The sequence below is a fragment of the Terrimicrobium sacchariphilum genome, assembly GCF_001613545.1.
Taxonomy (GTDB): Bacteria; Verrucomicrobiota; Verrucomicrobiia; order Chthoniobacterales; family Terrimicrobiaceae; genus Terrimicrobium; species Terrimicrobium sacchariphilum.
In genome coordinates this window covers 1,422,185-1,443,241 of record NZ_BDCO01000002.1, presented here as the reverse complement: position 1 = coordinate 1,443,241, position 21,057 = coordinate 1,422,185, and the positions used below count along the sequence as shown (strand labels likewise).

Annotated in this window: 26 protein-coding genes; 15 read left to right on the top strand and 11 right to left on the bottom strand. The window is 61.8% G+C overall.

The window, feature by feature from the left end; translation table 11 throughout:
* Positions 1–131: 131 nt before the first annotated feature.
* Genes kdsB through TSACC_RS06820 form a run of 3 tightly spaced genes read right to left on the bottom strand, consistent with a single transcriptional unit; the run spans position 132 to position 2,396 of the window.
* Positions 132–872 (bottom strand): 3-deoxy-manno-octulosonate cytidylyltransferase, encoded by a 741-nt coding sequence (gene kdsB / locus TSACC_RS06830; protein WP_075078623.1) that lies wholly within the window; start codon positions 870–872, stop codon positions 132–134.
* Positions 869–1,396: a D-glycero-alpha-D-manno-heptose-1,7-bisphosphate 7-phosphatase gene (locus TSACC_RS06825; RefSeq protein ID WP_075078622.1), complete on the bottom strand. Its 528-nt coding sequence runs from the start codon at positions 1,394–1,396 to the stop codon at positions 869–871. The genes kdsB and TSACC_RS06825 overlap by 4 nt, the downstream gene beginning before the upstream one ends.
* Positions 1,389–2,396: a bifunctional heptose 7-phosphate kinase/heptose 1-phosphate adenyltransferase gene (locus TSACC_RS06820; RefSeq protein WP_075078621.1), complete on the bottom strand. Its 1,008-nt coding sequence runs from the start codon at positions 2,394–2,396 to the stop codon at positions 1,389–1,391. Before TSACC_RS06820 ends, TSACC_RS06825 begins: the two co-directional genes overlap by 8 nt.
* Positions 2,397–2,453: 57 nt before the next feature.
* Here TSACC_RS06820 and TSACC_RS06815 point away from each other — a divergent pair, with 57 nt between their 5' ends.
* The 11 genes from TSACC_RS06815 to rfaE2 all read left to right on the top strand — a co-directional run bounded on the left by TSACC_RS06815 (position 2,454) and on the right by rfaE2 (position 10,081).
* Positions 2,454–3,251 carry a hypothetical protein gene (locus tag TSACC_RS06815; RefSeq protein WP_153811313.1) on the top strand — a complete coding sequence of 266 codons (798 nt, stop codon included), beginning with the start codon at positions 2,454–2,456 and terminating at the stop codon, positions 3,249–3,251.
* Positions 3,248–3,694, top strand: a complete 447-nt coding sequence (locus TSACC_RS06810; RefSeq protein ID WP_075078619.1) for a hypothetical protein — start codon at positions 3,248–3,250, stop codon at positions 3,692–3,694. The genes TSACC_RS06815 and TSACC_RS06810 overlap by 4 nt, the downstream gene beginning before the upstream one ends.
* Complete coding sequence (locus TSACC_RS06805) at positions 3,681–4,670, top strand: PhoH family protein (protein WP_075078618.1); 990 nt, start codon at positions 3,681–3,683, stop codon at positions 4,668–4,670. Before TSACC_RS06810 ends, TSACC_RS06805 begins: the two co-directional genes overlap by 14 nt.
* A gap of 18 nt (positions 4,671–4,688) precedes the next feature.
* A complete protein-coding gene (locus tag TSACC_RS06800) occupies positions 4,689–6,299 on the top strand; it encodes an HD family phosphohydrolase (protein WP_075078617.1) in 1,611 nt (536 codons plus the stop codon).
* A complete protein-coding gene (ybeY, locus tag TSACC_RS06795; RefSeq protein ID WP_075078616.1) occupies positions 6,277–6,747 on the top strand; it encodes an rRNA maturation RNase YbeY in 471 nt (156 codons plus the stop codon). The genes TSACC_RS06800 and ybeY overlap by 23 nt, the downstream gene beginning before the upstream one ends.
* 65 nt (positions 6,748–6,812) lie before the next feature.
* Positions 6,813–7,394 carry an urease accessory UreF family protein gene (locus TSACC_RS06790; protein ID WP_075078615.1) on the top strand — a complete coding sequence of 194 codons (582 nt, stop codon included), beginning with the start codon at positions 6,813–6,815 and terminating at the stop codon, positions 7,392–7,394.
* Positions 7,391–7,681, top strand: a complete 291-nt coding sequence (clpS, locus tag TSACC_RS06785; RefSeq protein ID WP_075078614.1) for an ATP-dependent Clp protease adapter ClpS — start codon at positions 7,391–7,393, stop codon at positions 7,679–7,681. Before TSACC_RS06790 ends, clpS begins: the two co-directional genes overlap by 4 nt.
* 1 nt (position 7,682) lies before the next feature.
* The gene (locus TSACC_RS06780) at positions 7,683–8,168 is read left to right on the top strand and encodes a DUF2017 family protein (RefSeq protein ID WP_075078613.1); all 486 of its coding nucleotides are present in this window, start codon (positions 7,683–7,685) and stop codon (positions 8,166–8,168) included.
* 13 nt (positions 8,169–8,181) lie between these two features.
* Positions 8,182–8,760: a DNA repair protein RecO gene (gene recO / locus TSACC_RS06775; protein ID WP_075078612.1), complete on the top strand. Its 579-nt coding sequence runs from the start codon at positions 8,182–8,184 to the stop codon at positions 8,758–8,760.
* Positions 8,761–8,777: 17 nt separating this feature from the next.
* Entirely contained in the window at positions 8,778–9,587 is an 810-nt protein-coding gene (locus tag TSACC_RS06770; protein ID WP_075078611.1) for a tetratricopeptide repeat protein, read from the top strand.
* A complete protein-coding gene (rfaE2, locus tag TSACC_RS06765; protein WP_075078610.1) occupies positions 9,584–10,081 on the top strand; it encodes a D-glycero-beta-D-manno-heptose 1-phosphate adenylyltransferase in 498 nt (165 codons plus the stop codon). The genes TSACC_RS06770 and rfaE2 overlap by 4 nt, the downstream gene beginning before the upstream one ends.
* A 7-nt stretch (positions 10,082–10,088) precedes the next feature.
* Here rfaE2 and TSACC_RS06760 read toward each other — a convergent pair whose 3' ends face one another.
* Both TSACC_RS06760 and TSACC_RS06755 read right to left on the bottom strand, forming a co-directional pair.
* Positions 10,089–11,063, bottom strand: a complete 975-nt coding sequence (locus TSACC_RS06760; RefSeq protein WP_075078609.1) for an AAA family ATPase — start codon at positions 11,061–11,063, stop codon at positions 10,089–10,091.
* Between the two features lie 45 nt (positions 11,064–11,108).
* A complete protein-coding gene (locus tag TSACC_RS06755) occupies positions 11,109–12,503 on the bottom strand; it encodes a PspA/IM30 family protein (RefSeq protein ID WP_153811311.1) in 1,395 nt (464 codons plus the stop codon).
* 103 nt (positions 12,504–12,606) lie between these two features.
* On the opposite strand from TSACC_RS06755, the gene TSACC_RS06750 reads away from it, so the two are divergent.
* Positions 12,607–12,948 (top strand): P-II family nitrogen regulator, encoded by a 342-nt coding sequence (locus TSACC_RS06750; protein ID WP_075078607.1) that lies wholly within the window; start codon positions 12,607–12,609, stop codon positions 12,946–12,948.
* Between the two features lie 121 nt (positions 12,949–13,069).
* On the opposite strand, the gene TSACC_RS06745 is transcribed toward TSACC_RS06750, so the two are convergent.
* The 4 genes from TSACC_RS06745 to TSACC_RS06730 are packed head-to-tail and all read right to left on the bottom strand — an operon-like array spanning position 13,070 to position 16,997.
* On the bottom strand, positions 13,070–14,110 hold the full coding sequence (locus tag TSACC_RS06745; protein ID WP_075078606.1) for an HD domain-containing protein: 1,041 nt from the start codon (positions 14,108–14,110) through the stop codon (positions 13,070–13,072).
* 35 nt (positions 14,111–14,145) lie between these two features.
* Positions 14,146–15,138, bottom strand: coding sequence for a bile acid:sodium symporter family protein (locus tag TSACC_RS06740; RefSeq protein WP_075078605.1), 993 nt, complete (start codon positions 15,136–15,138; stop codon positions 14,146–14,148).
* 15 nt (positions 15,139–15,153) lie between these two features.
* Positions 15,154–16,245 (bottom strand): cyclic dehypoxanthinyl futalosine synthase, encoded by a 1,092-nt coding sequence (mqnC, locus tag TSACC_RS06735; protein ID WP_075078604.1) that lies wholly within the window; start codon positions 16,243–16,245, stop codon positions 15,154–15,156.
* A gap of 29 nt (positions 16,246–16,274) precedes the next feature.
* Positions 16,275–16,997, bottom strand: a complete 723-nt coding sequence (locus TSACC_RS06730) for a Bax inhibitor-1/YccA family protein (RefSeq protein ID WP_075078603.1) — start codon at positions 16,995–16,997, stop codon at positions 16,275–16,277.
* Between the two features lie 77 nt (positions 16,998–17,074).
* Between TSACC_RS06730 and TSACC_RS06725 the strand changes: the two genes are divergently transcribed.
* Complete coding sequence (locus TSACC_RS06725; protein WP_075078602.1) at positions 17,075–17,677, top strand: LON peptidase substrate-binding domain-containing protein; 603 nt, start codon at positions 17,075–17,077, stop codon at positions 17,675–17,677.
* A gap of 13 nt (positions 17,678–17,690) precedes the next feature.
* Here TSACC_RS06725 and TSACC_RS06720 read toward each other — a convergent pair whose 3' ends face one another.
* The gene (locus TSACC_RS06720; RefSeq protein ID WP_075078601.1) at positions 17,691–18,389 is read right to left on the bottom strand and encodes a YggS family pyridoxal phosphate-dependent enzyme; all 699 of its coding nucleotides are present in this window, start codon (positions 18,387–18,389) and stop codon (positions 17,691–17,693) included.
* A gap of 58 nt (positions 18,390–18,447) precedes the next feature.
* Between TSACC_RS06720 and TSACC_RS06715 the strand changes: the two genes are divergently transcribed.
* Together TSACC_RS06715 and TSACC_RS06710 are read left to right on the top strand one after the other, a co-directional pair.
* Positions 18,448–19,380, top strand: a complete 933-nt coding sequence (locus tag TSACC_RS06715) for a LysR family transcriptional regulator (protein ID WP_075078600.1) — start codon at positions 18,448–18,450, stop codon at positions 19,378–19,380.
* Positions 19,381–19,433: 53 nt separating this feature from the next.
* Complete coding sequence (locus TSACC_RS06710; protein WP_075078599.1) at positions 19,434–20,390, top strand: polysaccharide deacetylase family protein; 957 nt, start codon at positions 19,434–19,436, stop codon at positions 20,388–20,390.
* Positions 20,391–20,417: 27 nt separating this feature from the next.
* On the opposite strand, the gene TSACC_RS22260 is transcribed toward TSACC_RS06710, so the two are convergent.
* The gene (locus TSACC_RS22260) at positions 20,418–21,050 is read right to left on the bottom strand and encodes a L,D-transpeptidase family protein (protein ID WP_202815915.1); all 633 of its coding nucleotides are present in this window, start codon (positions 21,048–21,050) and stop codon (positions 20,418–20,420) included.
* Between the last annotated feature and the right edge of the window lie 7 nt (positions 21,051–21,057).

The window sequence follows — 21,057 nt, the reverse complement described above, 5'->3', positions numbered from 1 at the left end:
TTTCAGCCCTGCGCCGCGAAGCTGGCATGGAAAAACGTCAATTCCCCGTTTGGAACAACTTGCCTCGCGCTGCAAGAATATTCCCAAGGAAACCTTAACTTCCCTCCACGCCCGGCGGCGATTTGGCGATGTTAGCGTTTTTTCCCGCGAAGAATCTTTTCCGCGCGCTCGACATCCTCGGGGGTATCCACCCCGACGCCGTGCTCCTTGGCGATAATGACGCCAATCGACGCGCCATTTTCCAGGACGCGCAGTTGCTCGAGTTTTTCCGACTCCTCAAGCGGTGTCGGCTTCCAGGCTACGAACTTTGCCAGGAACGCCCGGCGGTACCCGTAGATCCCGACGTGCCAGAAGTACTTCGCCGCACCTGTCTGGTCCCGGTCGAATGGGATGAGACTGCGGGAAAAATACAGGGCACGACCGTCCTTCGTGGTGACGACTTTTACGTTATTGGGATTCGCCGCCGAGACGAAATCCGCAAATGGGACCGCCGCCGTTACCATGTCGAGCTTGCGATCGTCATCCAGCCGCGCGGCCAGCTTGTCGATGAGCCGGGGGTCGATGGCGGGTTCGTCGCCCTGCACGTTGATGATGTTGGTCACGCCCGTGAGTTTGCGGGCCACCTCGGCGACACGGTCGGTGCCGCTGGGGTGCTTAGGCGAGGTCACCGCCACCTCCGCGCCAAACTCAAAGGCGGCTTCCGCGATGCGCATATCGTCCGTGGCGACGATCACCTGCGAAACGCTCTTCGCCTTCAGGCAGCGCTCCCAGCAATGCTGAAGCAGCGGCTTGCCCAGGATGGGGAAAAGCGGCTTGCCGGGAAAACGGGTGGATGCCCAACGGGCGGGAATGATGACGGCGGTCTTGCTCATGAATGGGAAAGGATGATCTGGATGGCGGCGGCAGCATCGTCGACGACGAAATCCGGCGAGGCGCTGGCTTCGCCCTTCGCTCCGTACCCGGTCCGAACGAGGATGGTGCGGCACCCGGCGTTCTGCCCGCACTGGATGTCGATGGGTTTGTCGCCCACGAACCATGATTTGCGGGTGTCGATGCCATGATCGCGCACAGCCTCCTCGATCATGCCGATGCCCGGCTTGCGGCGCGGCGTGGGATTGGTCGGGAGGTCGGGACAGCAGTAGGCTCCGTCGATACCTCCGCCGATCTGGCGGTAGAGTTCCTGGTTTACGGCCTCAAAATCCGCCATCGTGAAATACCCGCGGCCGATGCCGCTCTGGTTCGTGATGATAATGGCGGCCCAGCCGGCGTCCTTGAGTTGCTTGAGCCCCTCTTTCACGCCCTTGATGGCGCGAACGCGAGTGGGACAATCGCAATGGTCCTCCTCCTCCATGAGGGTGCCATCGCGGTCGAAAAACACGGCTTTGCGATCAGGCATGATCTTTCTCCAGGCTGGCGAGAAGTTCGTCCACGGTGAGGGTGGCGGTGCCGAGCTTGCCCACGACCACGCCGGAGGCGTGATTCGAGATCTCCGCGGCTTCCTGGAGGGTGGCTCCGGCGGAAAGGGCGAGCGTGAAGAGCGCGATGGCGGTATCTCCCGCGCCCGAAACGTCAAACACCTCACGCGCCCGCGTCGGCGTGTGATAGGGCGGCGAGGCGCGATCAAAGAGGATCATGCCATGCTCGCCGAGGGTGATGAGAAGCGAGGGCGCGCCGAGCTTTTCCAGAAGGATCTGCCCGACCTCAAGGAGCGGCTCGTCTTTCAACGGCTCGTCGGCGGCTCCGGTGTCGCTGCGTCCGGCCATGGCGAAGGCCTCGGAGCGGTTGGGCTTGATCGTTGTGACCCCGCGCCACTCGAGCCGGTTGCCCGGATTGGGGTCGGCAGTGATCACCTTTCCCGCCGCCGAAGCGACGGCGCTGACCCGATCCACGAGCTCCTGGGTGAGGAACCCCTTGTTGTAGTCCTCAAAAATGATCGCATCCACCTCGGGAAGGAGGGCCGATATTCTTTCGGCAGCGAGTTCGACCACCTCCGCGGGAAGAGCCCCTTTCTTCTCGCGGTCGACACGGACGACCTGCTGTTGCCGCGCAATGATCCGCGTCTTCACGATCGTCTCGAAATGCTCCGCCTCGATAATTCCATCCGTCGCAATCCCCTCCTCACGAAGGAGATCCGCCAACCGCTTAGCTCCGGCATCCTGCCCCACCAGGCCCGAGATATGCACGGTGGCGCAGAATTCACGCAGGTTGCGGGCGACGTTGGCCGCTCCACCGGGGTAGCTGGATTCGCGCTGGACCTCGACCACGGGAACGGGAGCCTCGGGAGAGATACGGGAGACTTTACCCCACACAAACTCGTCGAGCATGACATCCCCGACAACCAGCAACCGCCGCTTGCGCGCTTGCTCAAGAAGATGTTGTATTCTATCTAGATTCATCTAATGATGCGCGCGCTTTTAACGGGCAACGGCCCATCCGCGAAGCTTATTTTTCCCATGCTGCCTCGTCTGATAACCACCGCCCTCTGCGGATTCGCCGTGGCCAACGCACTTGCCGAGCCACCGCCGTCCACAATCGACCTGTCAAAATTCCCGGCAGCCGCCGTGGAGGACGTGGTCGTTCCGGTCCCGAGCGAAATCTTTATCGTCCTCGATAAACTCGGAACTCCGAACTGGAAAGGGGAGCTCCGCGACAATCTCGGCACCAATACCGGGAACCGCGCCCAGATCGCCCTCCTGCTCGGCACCGTGATCGCCGACGGCTTCATCGCCGTGGAAGCGGAGGATTCCGAGAAGGTGAAGCAGATCGGCCAGGAGGTCCTCGTGCTCGCCGATGGCATCAACGTCCGCAAGGCCGTGATCGCTCGCAGCAAGAGCATCACCGACAAGGCCGAAGCGAAGGATTGGCGAGCGGTGCGATCCGAACTCGATGGCGCCCTCCAGGATGTGCGTGGAGCGATGCAGGAACTCGGAGACGACGAACTCGCCCAACTGGTGAGCCTCGGCGGCTGGATTCGCGGCACCCAGGTGCTCACCTCCATCGTAGGCCAGAACTACAGCCCGGCCGGAGCAGAACTGCTCAACCAGCCGGAATTGCTCAACTATTTCGCCCGCCGCATCGATGAGATGCGCAGCCGGAACCTCAAGAAGGAAGAACTCGTGGTCAAGGTGCGCAAGCTCCTGCGCGACATCAAGCCGATCATCGGCAAAGACACGATCACGGTGGAAAATGTGCAGAAGGTCAACAAGCTGACCACCGATACGGTCAAGGCCATCACCTCGGAGGATCAATGAACCGGCGCTTCCTTTCCCTCTCTCCTGTGCGCGTGCTCATCGCGCTGGCCGTCCTTTGCCTGACGCCGCTGTACGCCACTGTCGACGACGCCCTGTCGTTTGCCCACGAGTGTGCGGTTCCCTACGTGAAGCAGGGCTTCACCATCCGTGAGGATGCCTGGGGCGGCGATCTCGGCGTGAAGGATCAGAAGGCCGTCACAGCACAGCTCTTCAAGGGCAACGAATACTGGTTTTGCATGGCCACGGACGTCAAGGGCGCCGTGATCAATGTCCACATCTACGACTCTCAGGGACGTCTCGCGGAATCCGAGGCGTGGCAGAAGGGCCGCTTCGCCGCCGCCAAGGTGGTACCCAAGGCGACCGGCACCTACTACGCCATCGTGACCATCGAGAAGTCCCCCCAAGAGCGCACGCACTGGGCGCTCGTCTATGGCTACCGATAATCAGGAAACTCTCACGCTCGAGTTTGAAAATGCCCGGGCGCTGCAAAGTCTCTACGGAGGCGACGACAAGCTGCTCCGTGATTTGGAAACCGCTCTGGGTGTGAAGGTTACGACGCGCGACGGCTGGTTGCGCGTCGAAGGTCCGGCCGAGGGTGTAAGCCGGGCGCGGAAGGTTTTTGACCAACTCGACGATGCCCGCCGACGTGGAGTGACGATCAAACGGCATGAATTTCAGTATGCCCTGCGCTCCTCCGCCCAGGAGGGCAAGGACGGCCTCGGCCACCTGATCGACCTCAAGATCCAGGTTTCGCCCAAAAAAGCCCCTGTGGTGCCCAAGACGGCGGGCCAGCAGGCCTACCTGCGCTCCATCCTGAGCCATGACATCACCTTTGGCGTGGGTCCGGCGGGAACGGGCAAGACCTACCTCGCCGTGGCCATGGCCGTGGCGGCGCTCAAGCAGGAGAAGGTCAGCCGCATCATCCTCACCCGCCCGGCGGTGGAGGCTGGCGAGGCGCTGGGCTTCCTCCCAGGCGACCTCCAAGAGAAGATTCTCCCCTACCTGCGTCCCCTCTACGACGCTCTCCACGACATGCTGGATGTCGAGGAAATCCAGAAGTACATGGACCGCGGCGTAATCGAAATCGCCCCCCTCGCCTACATGCGCGGCCGCACGCTGAGCAATGCGTATGTCATTCTGGATGAGGCACAAAACACAACAACCGAGCAGATGTTCATGTTCCTGACCCGCCTCGGTCAGGACTCGAAATGCGTGGTCACCGGCGACGGCACCCAGATCGATCTCCCGCGCAACAAGCGCAGCGGATTGATCGAGGCCGTCGAGGCCCTGCGAAAGGTCCCGGGCATCGGGTTTCATTTCTTCGATGAAACCGACGTCGTCCGGCATCCTTTGGTGCAGGCGATCATCCACGCGTACCGGGATCATCGCGGATTGCAAGAGAGCCGTTTTCAGGCTTAATTGCTTCTCTTAATCTCAATGTGGAACTTTCTCCAACGTCGCCGCCTGGTGGAAAAGGGCATGGCTTGCGGCAAGACACGTCGTACCGTCTCCGAGAATGAACTGCTCGAGAATATCGAGTGCGGGTGGCTTGTGCGCTCCGTCATTCTGGCCGCCTTCGTCGGCGGTCTGGCCCTCCTGATCTTTACCGGCCAGCAGGCCGGATTCAGCGGATTCGACGGCAATGCCGAGCCCGCCAAGAAATTCCTGCTCTGCCTGCTCATCTTTGTCACTGCTGTGGCCCAGCTCTGGATCAACCATCCGGAGACGATGCACAGCAACTCGCGTCTCGCGCTGTTGTTCTCGGTGCTCTTCATCCAGCTGGCTGCGATCAAGATCTTCCTCATGCAGGCGGTAGCCGGTCGTATCGATCTCCAGCTCGTCCCGCTGCTTGTTCCCTACGCCTTTGCCCCGCTGGTTCTTTCCGTGCTGCTAGGCAAAAACCACGGCATCTATGCGGCGGTCTTCGCCAGCCTGTGGGGTGCGTTTCTCGTTGGGCGCATCGACCCGATCTTCCTCGTTATCTCGCTCATTACGGGCTTTATCGCCGTCTACCTGACGATCCAGGTGCGCCGCCGCAGCCGCCTCATCCGCGCCGGCGCCTATGTGGGTATCGCCACCTGGATCCTCGCCGCCGCCTTTGGCCAGATCGGCCCAATCAATCTCCTCGGGGAGACGGATTGGAAGATGATCGGCTGGCAGAGTCTTGCAGCGGTCGGCATGGGTTTTGTCACTGCGATCCTCGCCAGCGGCATCCTGCCGGTGCTGGAGAATATCTTTCGCATTACCACGGACATTTCCTGGCTGGAAATGTCCGACCTCAACCACCCGCTTCTGCGCCGCCTGAGCCTGGAAGCTCCCGGCACCTATCATCACAGCCTCGCGGTGGCCAATCTCGCCGAAGCCGCCGCCGAGAGCGTCGGCGCGAATGCGACAATCGCCCGCGTGTGCGCCTACTTCCATGACATCGGCAAGTTGGTGAAGCCGGAGTATTTCACGGAGAACATGCGCCCGGGGACGAATCCGCATGACGACCTGACCCCGACGATGAGCGCGCTCATCATCATCGCGCACGTGAAGGAGGGCGTCGACCTCGCCCTCAAGAACAAGCTGAACCCGCAGATCGTCGATGTGATCCTCCAGCACCACGGCACCTCTCTCGTCTCGTACTTTTACCAGCGCGCCCTCCAGCAACAGAATGACGCCAAGCTGGGCGGCAAGATCATGAACATGCGCCCGGAGGACATCCCGGACGTGAAGGAGGAGAGCTTCCGCTATCCCGGCCCGAAGCCGCAGACCAAGGAGTCGGCCATCATCAGCCTCGCGGACGCGGTGGAAAGCGCCTCCCGCAGCCTGGATCGCCCAACGCCCCAGCGCATCGAGGATCTGGTCAACAGCCTCATCGAGAAGCGCATCGCGGAGAACCAGCTCGACGAATGCCCGCTTACGCTGGCCGAGTTGCGCCGCGTGGCCCAGAGCTTCCGCTTCACGCTGGTCAACATGCTCCACGCCCGCATCGCCTACCCGAAGCGCGACGAGAAGGACAAGGAAACCTCCTCCCCGCGCCGTGAGCAGCAATCCGCCGCCTGAGCATCTGCCGGAGCTGCTGCTGGTGAACCGCCAGCGCACTGTCTCGTACGACGTCAAGTTCATCCGCCGCATCGGCGAGCTCGCGATGCCGCATTGTGTGGCCGCCTGCAAGTCCGATGAGGCCGCGCTAGCCAGCCTTCGCTCCGTCGAGGTGTCCATCGTGAGCGACAAGACCATCGCAAAAGTACACGGCGAGTTTTTTGACGACCCTACGCCGACAGACGTGATCACCTTCCTCCATGGCGAACTCGTGCTCGGAGCGGAGACGATCCGCGCCAACGCCAAAACCTATCGCCAGTCGCCCAACGACGAGGCCGCGCTCTGCGTCGTCCATGGCCTGCTGCATCTCGCCGGATGGAACGACCTGCGGAAACGCGAGGCCGAGTCCATGGCCAAACGGCAGGAAAAGATCTTCCAGCTGGCCAGGGCGGCGTTGAAATCTGCCTGAAGAGTGCGGGAAATTCCCGCGCCGTCCTTGCCTCCCGCGACACGGATCACTAGATTTTCGCCCCAATGATGCATGAGGCTGACAATGACCTGACCACCATCGGGAATCCGTATCTCGATGTGCTCAAGGCGGTGCGTCTCTGCCACCCCGGCTGGGAATCGGTTTCCCGCGTGACCTTCGTCGCCACGCCCGGCATCGCCACCAAGCCATGGGATCTTTGGAAGAAAGACATTTTCGATTCCCTGCTCGCTCCGCAATTTCTGCGTGCCTGGGCATCCTACGCCTCCGGTAATCTTGCCGGCTGGATGGAGGCCGACCGCACGATCGGCGAGGCCCTTCCCGCCAGGGCGGAAACTCTGAGCCGTCGCAATGGCCAGTCGCTGATGAAGGCGTACACGGTTCCCGCCGCCGAGAAAAACTGGACGCGGCTTTACACCGCCATGATCGAGGGTCGCACCCACGCGCATCTCGCCACGGTGATGGCCTTGCGGGCTGCGGCGTTCCATGTTTCGCCACGCCTGGCATTGAGTGGATACGTGCTGTTGGAGAGCGTCGGGGAGTTCGGCAGCGGAGAGCCGCAGCGGTGTTTTGAGATGGTGCAAGCCTGTCCCCCGCCCGACGCATCCGCCCATTTGCGCGCAGCATGATCAGTTCCAGCCAGACAGAAACCGGGACCTCCACCAAGGACGCGACAGCCGTCGATCTGCCGTGGAATGTCATTGTGCACAACGATCCCATCAACCTGATGAGTTACGTCACGATGGTATTCCAGAAGGTTTTTGGCTATCCCAAGGAGAAGGCCGAGGCTCATATGCTCGAGGTTCATGAAAAGGGTCGGTCCATCGTCTGGTCCGGTGCGAGGGAACATGCCGAGCATTATGTGCAGACCCTTCACGGATACCTGCTCCTCGCCACGATGGAACGAGGAGAGTGATATGATTTTTTACCAAACCCCGGAAGGCCGCCTGGGCTTCCGCGACATCCCGCCGGTGCTGGCCGAGATCCTGCGTCAGGTGCCGACCTGCTCCGATCTCGAGGATGAGGCCGTCGAGGCCCGACTCTTTCCGCCGCCGACCGAAGATCCGCTCGAGGAGGGCGCACGGGACGACTGGAAGGCGTATGTGCAGCCGGAGTTGCACGAACTCTTCCAAACCTCGCGCCAGACCGTCGATGCCGACCTGCGCGGACTCAAGGAGGAGGGCGATTTTTTCACGGTGGAATTCTCCTCCAAGCACGTGCCCGCGTGGCTCAATGCCCTGAACCAGGCGCGCCTAGCCCTGGCGGCGCAGCACAATTTCGACGAGGGCGAGCTTTCCCAACCGGGACCGCTCCAGATCACGAACGAGAAGGAACTCGCGCTGCTGCAGATCAATTTCTACGCCGCCGTGCAGCAGTGGCTCATCGAAACGCTCGAGGAATAGCCTCACCCGCCGCATGGAAACCTCCCGGGCCATCCTCCTGCGTAAAACCAACTGGTCCGAGACCAGCCTGATCATCTCCTGGCTCACCGAGGAACATGGCGCCGTGCGCACCGTGGCTCGCGGCGCGCGGAAGGCGGGCAGCCCGTTTGCGGGGAAGCTCGACCTGTTTTATCTCGCCGAGATCAATTTCCGCGTCAGCACCAAGAGCGACCTGCACGTGCTCCAGGAAAGCCACGTCCTGGGAGCCTTCGACCCGAATCGCGCGGGCAGCGGCGGTTTTTACCTCGCGGCGTATTTTGCGGAGCTGGCCGGCCGCGCCGCCCCCGCCATGAGTCCCGCGCCGGAGATCTTTGACCTGCTCAAGCGGGGCCTCGACTACGTACAAAACACTCCGGCTGAAGCCAAGGGGCTGCTCCATTTTGAAAAGGAGCTTTGCCGCGAGCTGGGCGTTTACGACGCCTCGGGAGGCCTCAGTCCGGCGCAGGCTCTCGAGTCGCTTTACGGACGCCTCCCGGCCTCTCGCGAGACTGCGTGGCGGTTCCTGGAGCAGAAAAAATCCGCTCGCCAGCCACCGCCGGATCACACAGAATAAAGCCAATCCGGCGCAGCATGCAGACGACGTCCAATTTGTGGGAAGTTTTATGCCGGGACTTTGAGTCCGAACGGCAGGTTTCGCGCGCTCAGGATTGTTGCGAAATCAGCAAGAAATTCCTGTCTTCCGCGCGCCTCGTCCTGCGTCCGGACAGCGTCCGCATGTGCGATGCGCTGGAAATCGTCGGTGATGTATTTCAAGCCGCCGGGGAGGATGTCGAATCGGCCAAGTACTTCGAGGAAGCCCGGGAAACGGCGGAGCGCCTCGGCGCCCACTCCTCGCAGGCCCGCCTCTCGGCCAAGCTCGGGCTGCTCTTTGAGCGACTAGGCCGTCACGATGAAGCAATCAAGCGCACGCAGGAAGCCGTCGCACTGTACGAAGACCAGCGGGATTTCTCCCAGCATGCACTCCTGCTGAATCATCTTGGCAGTATTCATCGCCATCTTGGCGACTCTGCCGCAGCCGCCAAAGACTACACGCAGGCCCTGGAAGCCGCCACGCGCATGCATGGGCACAATCATCCCGAGACCGCCACGGCGCTCAACAACCTCGGCGTGGCCCGCACCGAGTGCCGCCAATATGACGAAGCCGAGAGCCTGCACATGCAGGCCCTGGGCATCCGGGAAAAAACTTTTGGTCCGATGCACCCGGAGGTCGCCCAATCAATGGCAAACCTCGGCGTGGTTTATCACGCGATGGGAAAGTACGACCAGGCTCGCGCCTACTACCATGGCGCCTCGCAAATCTACCGCTCATTCCGCGCGGAGGATGACCCGGAGCTGCAAAACCTGCGAGACAACATCGCCGCGCTGCCCAACGACGCATGACAGACAACACTCTTTGGACACCCTCCCAGGCCCGTGAATTTCGCGACCGCCTGCATAGCGAGGGCCGCAAACTGGTTTTCACCAATGGCTGCTTCGACATCCTCCATCGCGGCCACGTCACCTATCTGGAATTTGCCCGCCAACAGGGCGACGCTCTCGTCATCGGCCTCAACAGCGATGATTCCGTGCGCCGCGCCAACAAGGGGCCCGAGCGCCCGATCAACTGCGAGGAAGACCGGGCTTTTGTCCTGCGGGCACTCCGCTGCGTGGACGCCGTGGTCGTCTTCAACGAAGACGAGCCCAAGGAGCTGATCGCAAAAATCCTCCCCGATGTACTCGTGAAGGGCAAGGACTGGGCGCACTATGTCAGCGGCCGCGAGGTCGTGGAGGCCAACGGCGGCAAGGTCGTCCTCGCCGACATGGTCGAGGGACGCTCGACCACGCGCACCGTGGAAAAAATCCTCCAGGCCAAGACCGCTCAGGCGGAGGCCTGAGTATTGCCTATGCCCCGAGGGCTTCGCGGATCACCGCCTCGGTGGTGATGCCCTCCGCCTCGCCCTCAAAGTTCAGGATGAGGCGGTGGCGCAAAGCGGGCAGCGCCCAGCGATCGATGTCGTCCTTGCTGACGTGAAAGCGCCCGTCGCGCAGGGCGGAGATTTTCGCGCAGAGCATGAGCGCCTGGGCGGCACGCGGACTGGCGCCGTAGCGGACGTATTTCTTCGCCAGCGGCACGGCCTCTCCACGCTCCGGATGGGTCGCAAGCACGATGTACACGGCACGCGCCTCCACCTCATGGGCGGTCGGCACGCTGCGGATCAGCTCCTGCCAGCGGCTCCAGCCACCGACATCGACGGGTTTCGCCGTCGGATGATCCTGGGTGGTGGTGCGGCGCAGGATTTCATGCAGGTCCTCCGCCCCGGGATACTCGACATGCAGCTTCAGCAAAAAGCGATCGAGTTGCGCCTCGGGCAGCGGGTACGTGCCCTCCATCTCCAGCGGGTTTTGCGTGGCGAGGACGAGGAAGGGCGACGGCACGGGATGGCGAACGCCGGAGACGGAAACCTGCCGCTCCTGCATGGCCTCAAGCAGGGCGCTTTGCGTCTTGGGCGTGGCGCGGTTGATTTCGTCGGCCAGCACGAGGTTGGCAAAGACCGGCCCGGGTTCGAACTCGAAGCGCTTCTTTCCATGCTCGTCCTCGACGATGAGATTCGTCCCGATGATGTCGCCCGGCATGAGATCGGGCGTGAACTGGATGCGGGAGAACTTCAGCCCCGCAGCATCGCCCAGCGTGCGGACGAGCACCGTCTTTCCGAGGCCGGGAGCGCCTTCCAGCAGCGTGTGGCCACCGGCAAAGAAGGCGGTGAGCACGCCCTCGATGACCTCTTTCTGGCCGACCAGCACCTTCTCCATTTCCTGCTGGAGGGCGTCAAAGGCTCGGCAAAATTCGCGGGCGTCGGTCTCAGATGGTTCAGGCATGGGAAGTCAAGGTTGGAGGGTAAAGGGAAAGGAGATCAAGCGCGTTCATTCCTTGGGGCGGACGGAGTCGAAGTACCGCTTCACGAGGATGCGCGAGCCGGGAGGGATGTTTTCGGGAGTGACGGTGTCGAGTTCCGCAGATTGCACGGCTCCCCCATCGCGGATGGCGCGGGCACTGCGGGCATTGTCGCCACCGGAGGTGCTGTAGGTATTGACCCGGGATTGCCCCTGCCCCATCTCACCGGTGAGCTGCTCGTCGGAGCCTTTGGCGGCAAGGGCGTCTTTCTCGCCTTTGATGTCCTCACCGCGTCCCTCGTCGTGCTCGCTGCCGGGGGAACCCCCAGGCGGAGCGTTGTCCTCGGGAGCCGAGCCATCCTGCTTCTCTCCGCCCTTGCCCTGGGCCAGATCCATTCCCGGCTGCCCCTGGCCTTGTTGCTGCTGCCCCTGGCCGCCTGCCTTCATCTCCCGCAGAGCCTGCTGCAAGCGCCGCTGGGCGCCGCTGTTGCCAGCGGAAGCGAGGCCTTGGGCCAGCTCCCGGCGGGCCTGTTCGGCAGCCTTGCGAGCCAGGTCCTGCAGGCGGGAGTTCTCCCGATGCTGCGCCGCCTGCTCGAGGGCCTTGGCCAGCGCCTCGGGGTCCATCTGCGCGATCTGCTCGGCGGCCTCCCGGTCGTTGCCAGAGGAAAGAGCCTGGGCGGCCTGAGGTTCGTTTTCCGCCAGGGCTTTCGCGAGCGCCTCCTTTTCCTCATCCGTCAGCGGAGAGGCGGAGGCTGAAGCCAGCCGTCGCTCCAGATCGGCGATCGCCCGCAGTGCATCGCGCATCGGATCGGTCGAGTTGCCGAGCTGCTGGCGGGCCTCCTCAAGTTTTTCCTCCTCCTTGCGCAGGGGAGACTCGGGAGGAGCGACCTTGGTTACCTCGCGTTTGGCCTGATCCAGCAGCCGGGAGGCGGTGGCGACGTCGGGCTGCAAGCCGACGCGGCGGAAATGATCGAGGGTCGCCACGCAGAGAACCAGAACGACTCCCGTGAGCACCAACGCGACAGCCAGCCGGGGCGGGCGAGGTTTCAGAACATCCGGGAAACGATAATCGCGGGCAAAAGCAGCCAGTTCGTTGCCAAGAGCCGCCCCACCATTTTCGCCAAGCTCCAGCGCGGTGACAAAGCGGTCTTTCGTCGTGCGCGTGGCATCGAGCGCCAGCGCCACCGGCCCCTTATCGCGCCAGCGAAAGGCAGCCATGGCGATTGCGAAAATCCACGCCGCGACCACGATCAGACCAGCACTGAAAATCGACCACGGCACAGAAGGCCAGCGCCAGGCCATCACGGCCAGCACGACCCAGAGCCCGACGGCTCCTGCCGATGCCCACGCGCCGAAGCGGACAGCGTCGCGCTGAATCAACAGCGACCGGCCCTCGCTTAGCTTGCGTTCGATGACGGCGTCCACCTGGCAAAGAGGATGGGGCGGGACGCCATAAAAAGCAACCGGGCATCCTTCCGCAACAGAGATTGCGACTTGGCACAAGCGATGCTATTATTCCTGTAATTCGATGAAAAAAATCGAGGCCATCGTAAAGCCCTTCAAGCTGGATGCCATCAAGGAGGCGTTGTCCGAAACCGGGGTCGATGGCATGACCGCCTGCGAGGTCAAGGGATTCGGCCGGCAGAAAGGCCACACCGAGATTTATCGCGGAAGCGAATATACCGTGGACTTCCTGCCCAAGGTGAAGCTGGAGGTCGTGGTGCCCGATGAACTCGTGGATGTCGTCGTCCGAACCATTATCGACACCGCCCGCACGGGCAAAATCGGCGACGGAAAGGTTTTCGTCCTGCCGCTCGACGCGGTCCACCGGATTCGTACCGGGGAGACTGGCGAGCAGGCTGTGGAATAGAGCTTAAAGGAAAGGAACTACCGGAGACCCAACTCAACCTGCTCAAAAGGGTAGCGCGGCGAAGGGAGGCGCGCGATTGCAGGCCACGGGTGCAAACCCGGAGACTTTGCAGGCAGGGTGATCAGGCTCCGGTGGTATCCTCTCCAGAAGCTTCCCACGCAGGCAGCGCATTCACGGGCGAAACATTCAACGCCCAGACTCGCTCGCGAACGCCCGGTGCGATTTCCGGCTGCTTTTTGTACGCGGTGAAGATCATCTCCAGACGGGCATCGAGATTGTCGATGTAGTGGAGAGCGATCGCCTCGGGCGTCTTGGGCTCGATCGGAGAACCGTATTCCAATTCGCCATGGTGGGCCGCCACAAGGTGCAGCAGGTGGGCGCGGATGTCCTCGCTGGCGGGATGGAGAGTCTTCCACTCCTCCGTGGCGATTTTCCGCCACAGGCTGTTGACCAGTTCGATGCCGATGGTGATGTGGCCGAGGAGTTCGCCGCGCAGTTCACGAGGCACCTCGAATCCATTCTCCGGCGGACACATTTCCCAGAGCTTGCCGGAGTCGTGGAAAAGCGTGCCGGCCAGCAGGAGGTCGCGATTCAGTGCCGGGTAAACCCCGGAGATCGCATCGGCGGAGATCATCATCTGCGCGGTATGGCGCAGCAGGCCACCTCGAAAGGCGTGGTGGTTGTTCCGCGCGGCGGCGGCGCGGCGGAAGCGCGGGCCAAACTCCGCCAGGAATGTGCGGCAAAGCGCCGAGAGGCGCGGTTCCCGGATGGACTCGACCAGGCGCGTCACGGAGGCGAAATCCGCCTCGTTCACCGCACGCGTTTCCGCGTCACCCTCGAAAAGCTGCTTTTCCTCGTCCTTGGTGAGGTATCGCATCGTCCAGCGTTGGGCATCCAGGCCGTACGAGCCGATGCTAAACTCCCCCTCCACCTCGACCGTGTCGCCACGCTCGAGCTCCTCGCAGACGGCGAAGTTGGACGAACTGTTCCAGGCCTTGAGCGCCAGGGCGTCACCGCCATCGCGGAGCTTTACCTCCCAGAAGGGCTTGGCGTTGCGATCCTCCTTCCGGATGAGGTCATCGACCTGGGCGCGGACCTTGGCGGCGACAGCACCCTCCCGAGCTTGGGAGCGGAGGGCGGAAATGGTGAGGACAACCGACATGACGCCTACTGACCTGCCACTCGGCGGGAGTTCGGTCAATGCGATTGCGAATGGTCGATGCCGGGACGGTTGGCCCACCGCCGCGCCAGCCACGAGCAAATAACCAGCTGCGAGGCGTGATAGAGGATGGTGGGCAGCAGGATGAGCCCGAGGCCCGGATTGCCGGCAAAGAGGATATTGGCCATCGGCACGCCGGCTGCGAGAGACTTCTTCGATCCGCAAAAGACGGCGGCGATGCGGTCCTCCTCGGAGAATTTGAGCGCGCGGCTGATGAAGTTGGTCACAATGAGAGCCAGGACAAACATCACGATGCCGCCGCCCAGGGCGAGCCCGATGAGGTCGGGTCCCTTTCCTTTCCAGACGCCGGAGAGAACCGAGTCGCAGAAGGAACTGTAGACGAGGAAAAGAATCACCAGCCGATCGGTGAGGGAGAGCACCTTTTTGTGCCGGTGCACGAAATGCCCGATCCAGGGGCGGAGCACCTGCCCGATGATCAGCGGGATCAGGAGCCAGATGACGAGATCGAGAATGACGTCGCCGAGATTGAGCGACTGCCCCTGGGTGTGGAGCACGCCAGCCATCCACAGAGGCGTGACGAAAATGCCGATGATGCTCGATATGGTGGCATTGAAGATCGCGCCCGCCACGTTGCCATGGGCGATGCCGGTGAGCGCGACGGAGGAAGACACCGTCGAGGGCAGAGCGCAGAGAAACATGAACCCGATGCGCAGGTCCTCCGGGATGCGACCGGCAAGCAAATACCACAAGCCGAGGCCCATAAGCGGAAACAGGACGAAGACGCAGACTTGCACGACCGTGTGCAACTGCCAGCGCATGGCGCCCGCTTTCAACGCGCCAAAAGACAGATTGGCTCCATGCAGGAAGAAGATCAGCGCCACGCCGACCTTGTTCAGGATCTCGGCGTGCAACGGCCCGTGCTTGCCCCCAGGCTCAGGTAATACCAAAGCCAGGAGGATCGCCAGCCCGAGAGCGGGAACGAACCAGTCAAACGACTTCCGGCGGGCCATCCAGCGATCCCGCGGCTAGTTCAGCAGGGAATACCAGGTACTGCGGCGATGCGGCTCGTAGCCCGCCTCGCGAATGAGACGCTCGATGTCGCCGGCGTTGAGGCGGAAGGTCGTGCCCGCGCTGGACACCACATTTTCCTCCATCATCACGCTGCCGAAATCGTTCGCCCCGTACTTGAGCGCAACCTGGCCGATCTTTGGCCCCTGGGTAACCCAGGAACTCTGCACGTTGTCGAAGTTGTCGAGAAAGATGCGGGCGAGAGCCTGCATGCGCAGGTACTCCGCAGAGGTCACCGTCTCGGCCTTGAGGCGGGTATTCTCCGGCTGGAAGGTCCAGCAGATAAAGGCCGTGAAGCCATGCGTCTCATCCTGCAAATCGCGCAGGCGCTGGAGATGCTCAAGGCGATCATCGAGCGTCTCGACGTGGCCAAACATCATGGTGGCGCTGGAGCGCATGCCGAGCTGATGCGCGATGCGCATGACCTCGAGCCAGTGATCGCTGTCGCACTTCAGCGGAGCGATGCGGTTGCGCACACGGTCGACGAGGATTTCACCACCGCCGCCGGGAATGGACCCGAGACCGGCTTCCTTGAACTTTGCGACGACCTCGCGCAGCGGCATCTGGAAGACCTCGGAGAAGTGATTGAACTCCGGCGGGCTGAACCCGTGGATGTTGATCTGCGGATATTTCTCCCGGATGTGGGAGAGCATATCGAGGTAGAAGTCGATCTTGAGGCTGGGATTGTGCCCGCCCTGCAGCAGCACCTGTACACCGCCCTCGGCGGCGAGTTCATCGAGCTTCTGGTCGAGCTCCTCGCGGCTCAGGACATAGTGGTCGGCATCTTTCTCCGTGCGGTAGAACGCGCAGAACTTGCAGTAGACGTTGCAGACGTTGGTGTAGTTGACGTTGCGGTCGACGATGTAGGTGACGACGTCATTGCCGCGGCCATCGTAGGCGTCCTTCTTGGCTACGCGTCGACGAAAATCCGCCAGTGCGCCGAGTTCCTGCAGGGGCAAGCGATACAGCTCCCGCATGTCATCCTGATCGATGCGCGCTCCATCGAGCACCTTGTCCACCACCGAACTGCCATCCAATACTGCCGACATAATCCTTATCTATTCCTACGATTTGAAAGTTAGCGCCGCTGCAATTTGCTGAGCAGGCGGAGAATCTCGAGATACAGCCACACGAGGGTGACCATGATGCCAAAACCGCAATACCACTCCATGTAGCGGGGAGCGCCGTAGGCCACGCCCTGCTCGATCAGGTCAAAGTCGAGGAGGAGGTTGAAGGCGGCAAGGATCACGACAAAGACGCTGAATCCGATGCCCAGCCAGCCGGTATCCCAGATCATGGGCGCCTGCATGCCAAAGAAGCTCATTCCCATGGCGATGAGGTAGTAAATCGCGATGCCCGCCGTAGCGGCGAAGATGATGGAGCGCAGTCGCTGCGTCACACGAATGACACGGGTCTGGTACAGGCCGAGGATGGCTGCCGCCACGCCAAAGGTGAGCAACACCGCCTGCAGGACAATGCCATGAAACTGCGCATTATACGCCGCCGAGATACCGCCGAGGAACAAGCCCTGAAGGATCGCGTAAATTGGCGCAGTCACGGGAGCCCATTCCTTTTTGAAGATGGTGACGAGGCTGACGATGAATCCGCCGATCATGCCTCCAAACATGAGCGGCATGGCCAGGGGACCAGAGAGATTCCACGTGAAGGTGGTGCCGAGAATGACCAGGAGAAGGAGAATGGCCGTCTTGGAAATCGTTCCCGTGACGGTCATGGCGGCGCCGCCGGAGCGGCTGATCTGCTGAAAGGTCTTCTCGTTGAATGCAGGGTTGCCTGAAGCCATGGCGGAACTTTAGACGAAAATCCGACAATAGCGAGAAGAACGAGCGTCCATCCGGGAGACGAAACGTAACATTCCTAGTGAAACTGGAAATCGAACTTCCCGAGGTGCTGGGCGTGATGGTTTTGCCCGGCGTGCTGCTTTTTCCTGGCTCACTCGTGCCTCTCTATATCTTTGAGCCGCGCTACAGGAAGATGCTGGCCGACGCGCTCGCGACGCAGCGGGTATTCGGCATCGTCCCACACGCTGAGGCGGAGGGTGGCAGGCACGGAATCGGCGGGGCCGGCCTGATCCGCGCCTGCGTCGGCAACGAGGACGGCACCTCTCACCTCGTGCTGCTTGGGATCAGCCGCTTTCACATCGTGGATTGGGTCCGCGACCGGGGGTACCCCGCAGTAAAGCCTCGGATGCTGGAAAGTCATTACTCGGCTCCGGGCGAGGTCGACGCCCTGCAAAAAGAGATCACCCGGCTTTGCCGGTCCCTGGCGCGAAAGGGCCGGGAGATGCCTCCGCATTTTGAAAACGCGGTCTCCATGAGCTCTGGACCCGCGGAATTTAGCGACCTTGTCGCCTCGACCCTCGTCGGAGACCCGTCTATGCGCGAACACCTTTTCCATGAACTGGATGCCTCCCGCAGGCTGGAGATACTGGCCGACTACCTCGCCGCCGAAAACCTGAAGTGATCCCGCAGGGTGCCTAGGCCTCCGGCTTGAGCCTCGGTCGATGCCCAAAGATCGCCGTCCCCACCCGCACAAGCGTAGCCCCCTCCTCGATGGCGATCTCATAATCGCCACTCATTCCCATGGAAAGCACGGGCAGCGGGGTTCCTGTAGTGGAGGAGATTTCATCGCGCAGCTCGCGCAAGAGCCGAAAAGCCGGGCGCACGTCCTCGGGATCGGCCACCGGAGCTGGAATGGCCATGAGGCCCTCGACCTGCACCCGGGGGAGAGCGAGCAACTCGTCGATCTGCTCGCGAAGCGCATCGGGCTTGAAGCCAAACTTTGTCCCCTCACCCGAGACATTCACCTCCAGAAGGATGCGAGGAAAAAGCCCCAGTTCCCCGGCTATGCGATCAATGTCACGAGCGAGGTCAGAACTATCAACGCCATGAATCAACTCACACAGAGGCAACATCTTGCGTATCTTGTTCGCCTGGAGATGGCCAATGAAATGCCAGCGAATCGCGGATGAAAGCGAGGGAGCCTTGGCCAAAAGTTCTTGCACTCGACTCTCGCCAAAGATTCGCTGGCCTGCTTCAAAGGCTTCCTGCACCGCCTCGGGCGGATGGGTTTTTGAGACGGCGACAAGCTGGATTTCACTAGGGTCGCGGCCACCCCGCTGGGCGGCCAGGTTGATACGATCCAGGGTTTCCGTAAGACGATTCGCGATATCCATATAGAAAAAGGCTCTTTACCTTATCCGATTATTAGCAATTCTTATCCGAAAGCCGTAAATGCAGATTCAATCATTTAAGGTATTTTCCGATCTTGCCGAAACCTCCAGTTTCTCAAAAGCGGCAGAGATCAACGGAATCACCCAGAGCGCGGTGAGCCAGCAGGTGCGGGCAATCGAGAAGAGATTTCATGTCAAACTGATCGAGCGAGGCCGTAAAAATTTCTCGCTGACGCCCGAAGGTCGAGCCTTTCTCGAAGCAAGCCGCGAAATTCTTGGCACGCTCGAGGGTTTGGGAAGCCAGATCAGCCAGCTCCAGAACATGGTCGCCGGAGAGCTGCGCATCGCCACGATTTTCAGTATCGGCCTGCACGAGTTGCCCCCCTACCTGAAGATCTTCCGCCGCGACTTCCCGGATGTCGATGTGCGTGTGGAGTACAAGCGCTCCTCGGAGGTTTATACCGCCGTACTCGAGGGACGCGCCGATCTCGGCCTGGTCGCCTACCCGAGTGCACGCCGGGGAATCCGCGCCACCACCTTCTGGAAGGATCGACTGGTCCTTATTTGCTCGCCCGCCCATCCGCTGGCTGGCCGCCGCCGCCTCTCGCTCTCCAACTTGAACGGGGAGAAATTCATCGCTTTCGAGCCCGACCTGCCGACCCGCCGTGAAATCGACCGGATGCTGCGTTCGGCCGGGGTCAAGGTGAAGCTGGCGCTGGAGTTTGACAATATCGAGACAGTCAAGCGCGCGGTGGAGGTCGAGAACGGTCTCTCCATCGTGCCGGAAACAGCCGTGCGCAGCGAGGTCGCCTCGGGCTCGCTCCAGGCTATTGAGTTCGACGGAGCCGACGTCTGGCGTCCACTGGGTGCGCTCACCCGGCGCTCCGCCCGCGTTTCCCCCGCCTTGCGCGAATTCCTCGACCTGCTGGAAAACACCGAAATCGACGGATTTGGTGCGACGCCGCGCCCCCGCACCAGCGCAGGCGGGCAGTAAATTTCCAGTATGCAGCCCGCTGCATACGTGCAATAAGTGGGAAGCCCGGCTTTATGAAACGCCTTATCACCGCTGCAATCCTGCCGATTGCTTTCTTCTGCTCGTGCCAGTCGGCACGGACACAAAACCAGTCTCAAACGCCTGCTCCCCAGCCGCAAGTCGTCGTCGTGCCGACGGATGAACTTTCCCGTGAGCCGTCCGTGGGACCGGCAACCAACGCCAGCGCGGCCCCAGCTCCTCAAGCCTCTCCCGCCCAGGAGTTGCGTGGCGACTCCAGCGACATGCAGATGGCTCTTCCGCCTCCGGCCACACAGTCGACGGCGGCGACTGGCCCCAGGATCAGCTACAACTCCTGCAACGTGAACGGCCCGTACATCGCGATGACGTTCGATGACGGTCCCAGCCCGGAGCTCACCCCCAAGCTGCTCGACATCCTCAAGGCTCGCGGCATCAAAGCCACTTTTTTCGTGGTCGGCCAGAATGCCGCCCAATATCCCGACATCCTCAAGCGCATGGTCGCCGAGGGACATGAAATCGGCAATCACAGCTGGAGCCACCCGGCCCTGACCAAGCTCGGAGCCGATGGTGTCAAAAAGCAGATCGAGAGCACAAATGCCGCGATCGAGCAGGCCACCGGACAGAAGGTCACCGTGATGCGCCCGCCTTACGGTGCGACGAGCCAGATCCTAAATCGCCGGTACGCCGACCAGTACGGCATGAAGGTCATCCTGTGGTCAGTCGATCCGCTCGATTGGAAATACCGCAACTCGGCCCGGGTTTCTTCCCAGATCATCCAGGGAGCCCACCCGGGAGCCATCATTCTTTCGCATGACATTCACGCCACGACCGTGGCCGCCATGCCCGAGACCTTCGATGCATTGCTGGCCAAGGGATACAAGTTTGTCACCGTGTCCGAGTTGATCGCGATGGATCAGCCGACACAGCTCGTGAAGCGCGAGGAGGCCAAGCAGCAGAGCGCTCCGGCGGCCACATCCCAGGGAACCCGCTAAGGCAGAAGCCGCCAGCGCCCAGGACCCCTAGTGTGAAATCCGCACCGGGGTGCCGAGCGGAGCATTTTCAAAGAATATCTGGGCCATTTCCTTCGGCATGCGGATGCACCCGTGGCTATCCGGCACGCCCGGGAGAAAGCCCTGATGCATGCCCACCGCTCCGGTGACGCGCATAAAATAGGGCATCGGGGCGCCCTCGAAATGCGCCCCGGCGGGAGCGCGATCGCGTGAGCTGATGTTTGCCTCCACGACCTTGCCCGAATCGTCTACGAAGTTGCCGTAGAGGTTTGAAACATGGTTCGGGTTTTTCTGGATGATGTGAAAGTTGCCTGTCGGGGTGTTGTAACCTTCGCGTCCGGTGGATACGGGCGACATGCCAGCCAGCTGCCCGCCCTTGTAAAAATAGGCCTCCTGGGCGGAGAGATCGATCACGATGGAAGGTGCTCCTGTCATGCCCGTGCCTTTCCAATATCCCTGCTCCTGCCGTTTCCCGGCCTGGGTGGTCTTGGAAACAACCTGTCCATTTGCCCCGAGGTACAGCGTTTCATAGCTGGTGGAGGAAAGCTGAGCGGCGGTCGGACGCGAGGTGGACGACGTGCCGGCGCATCCGGCCAGAGCGAATGCCGCACAAACAGCCAAGGGGAGCAAAACAGGTTTCACGGGCCGT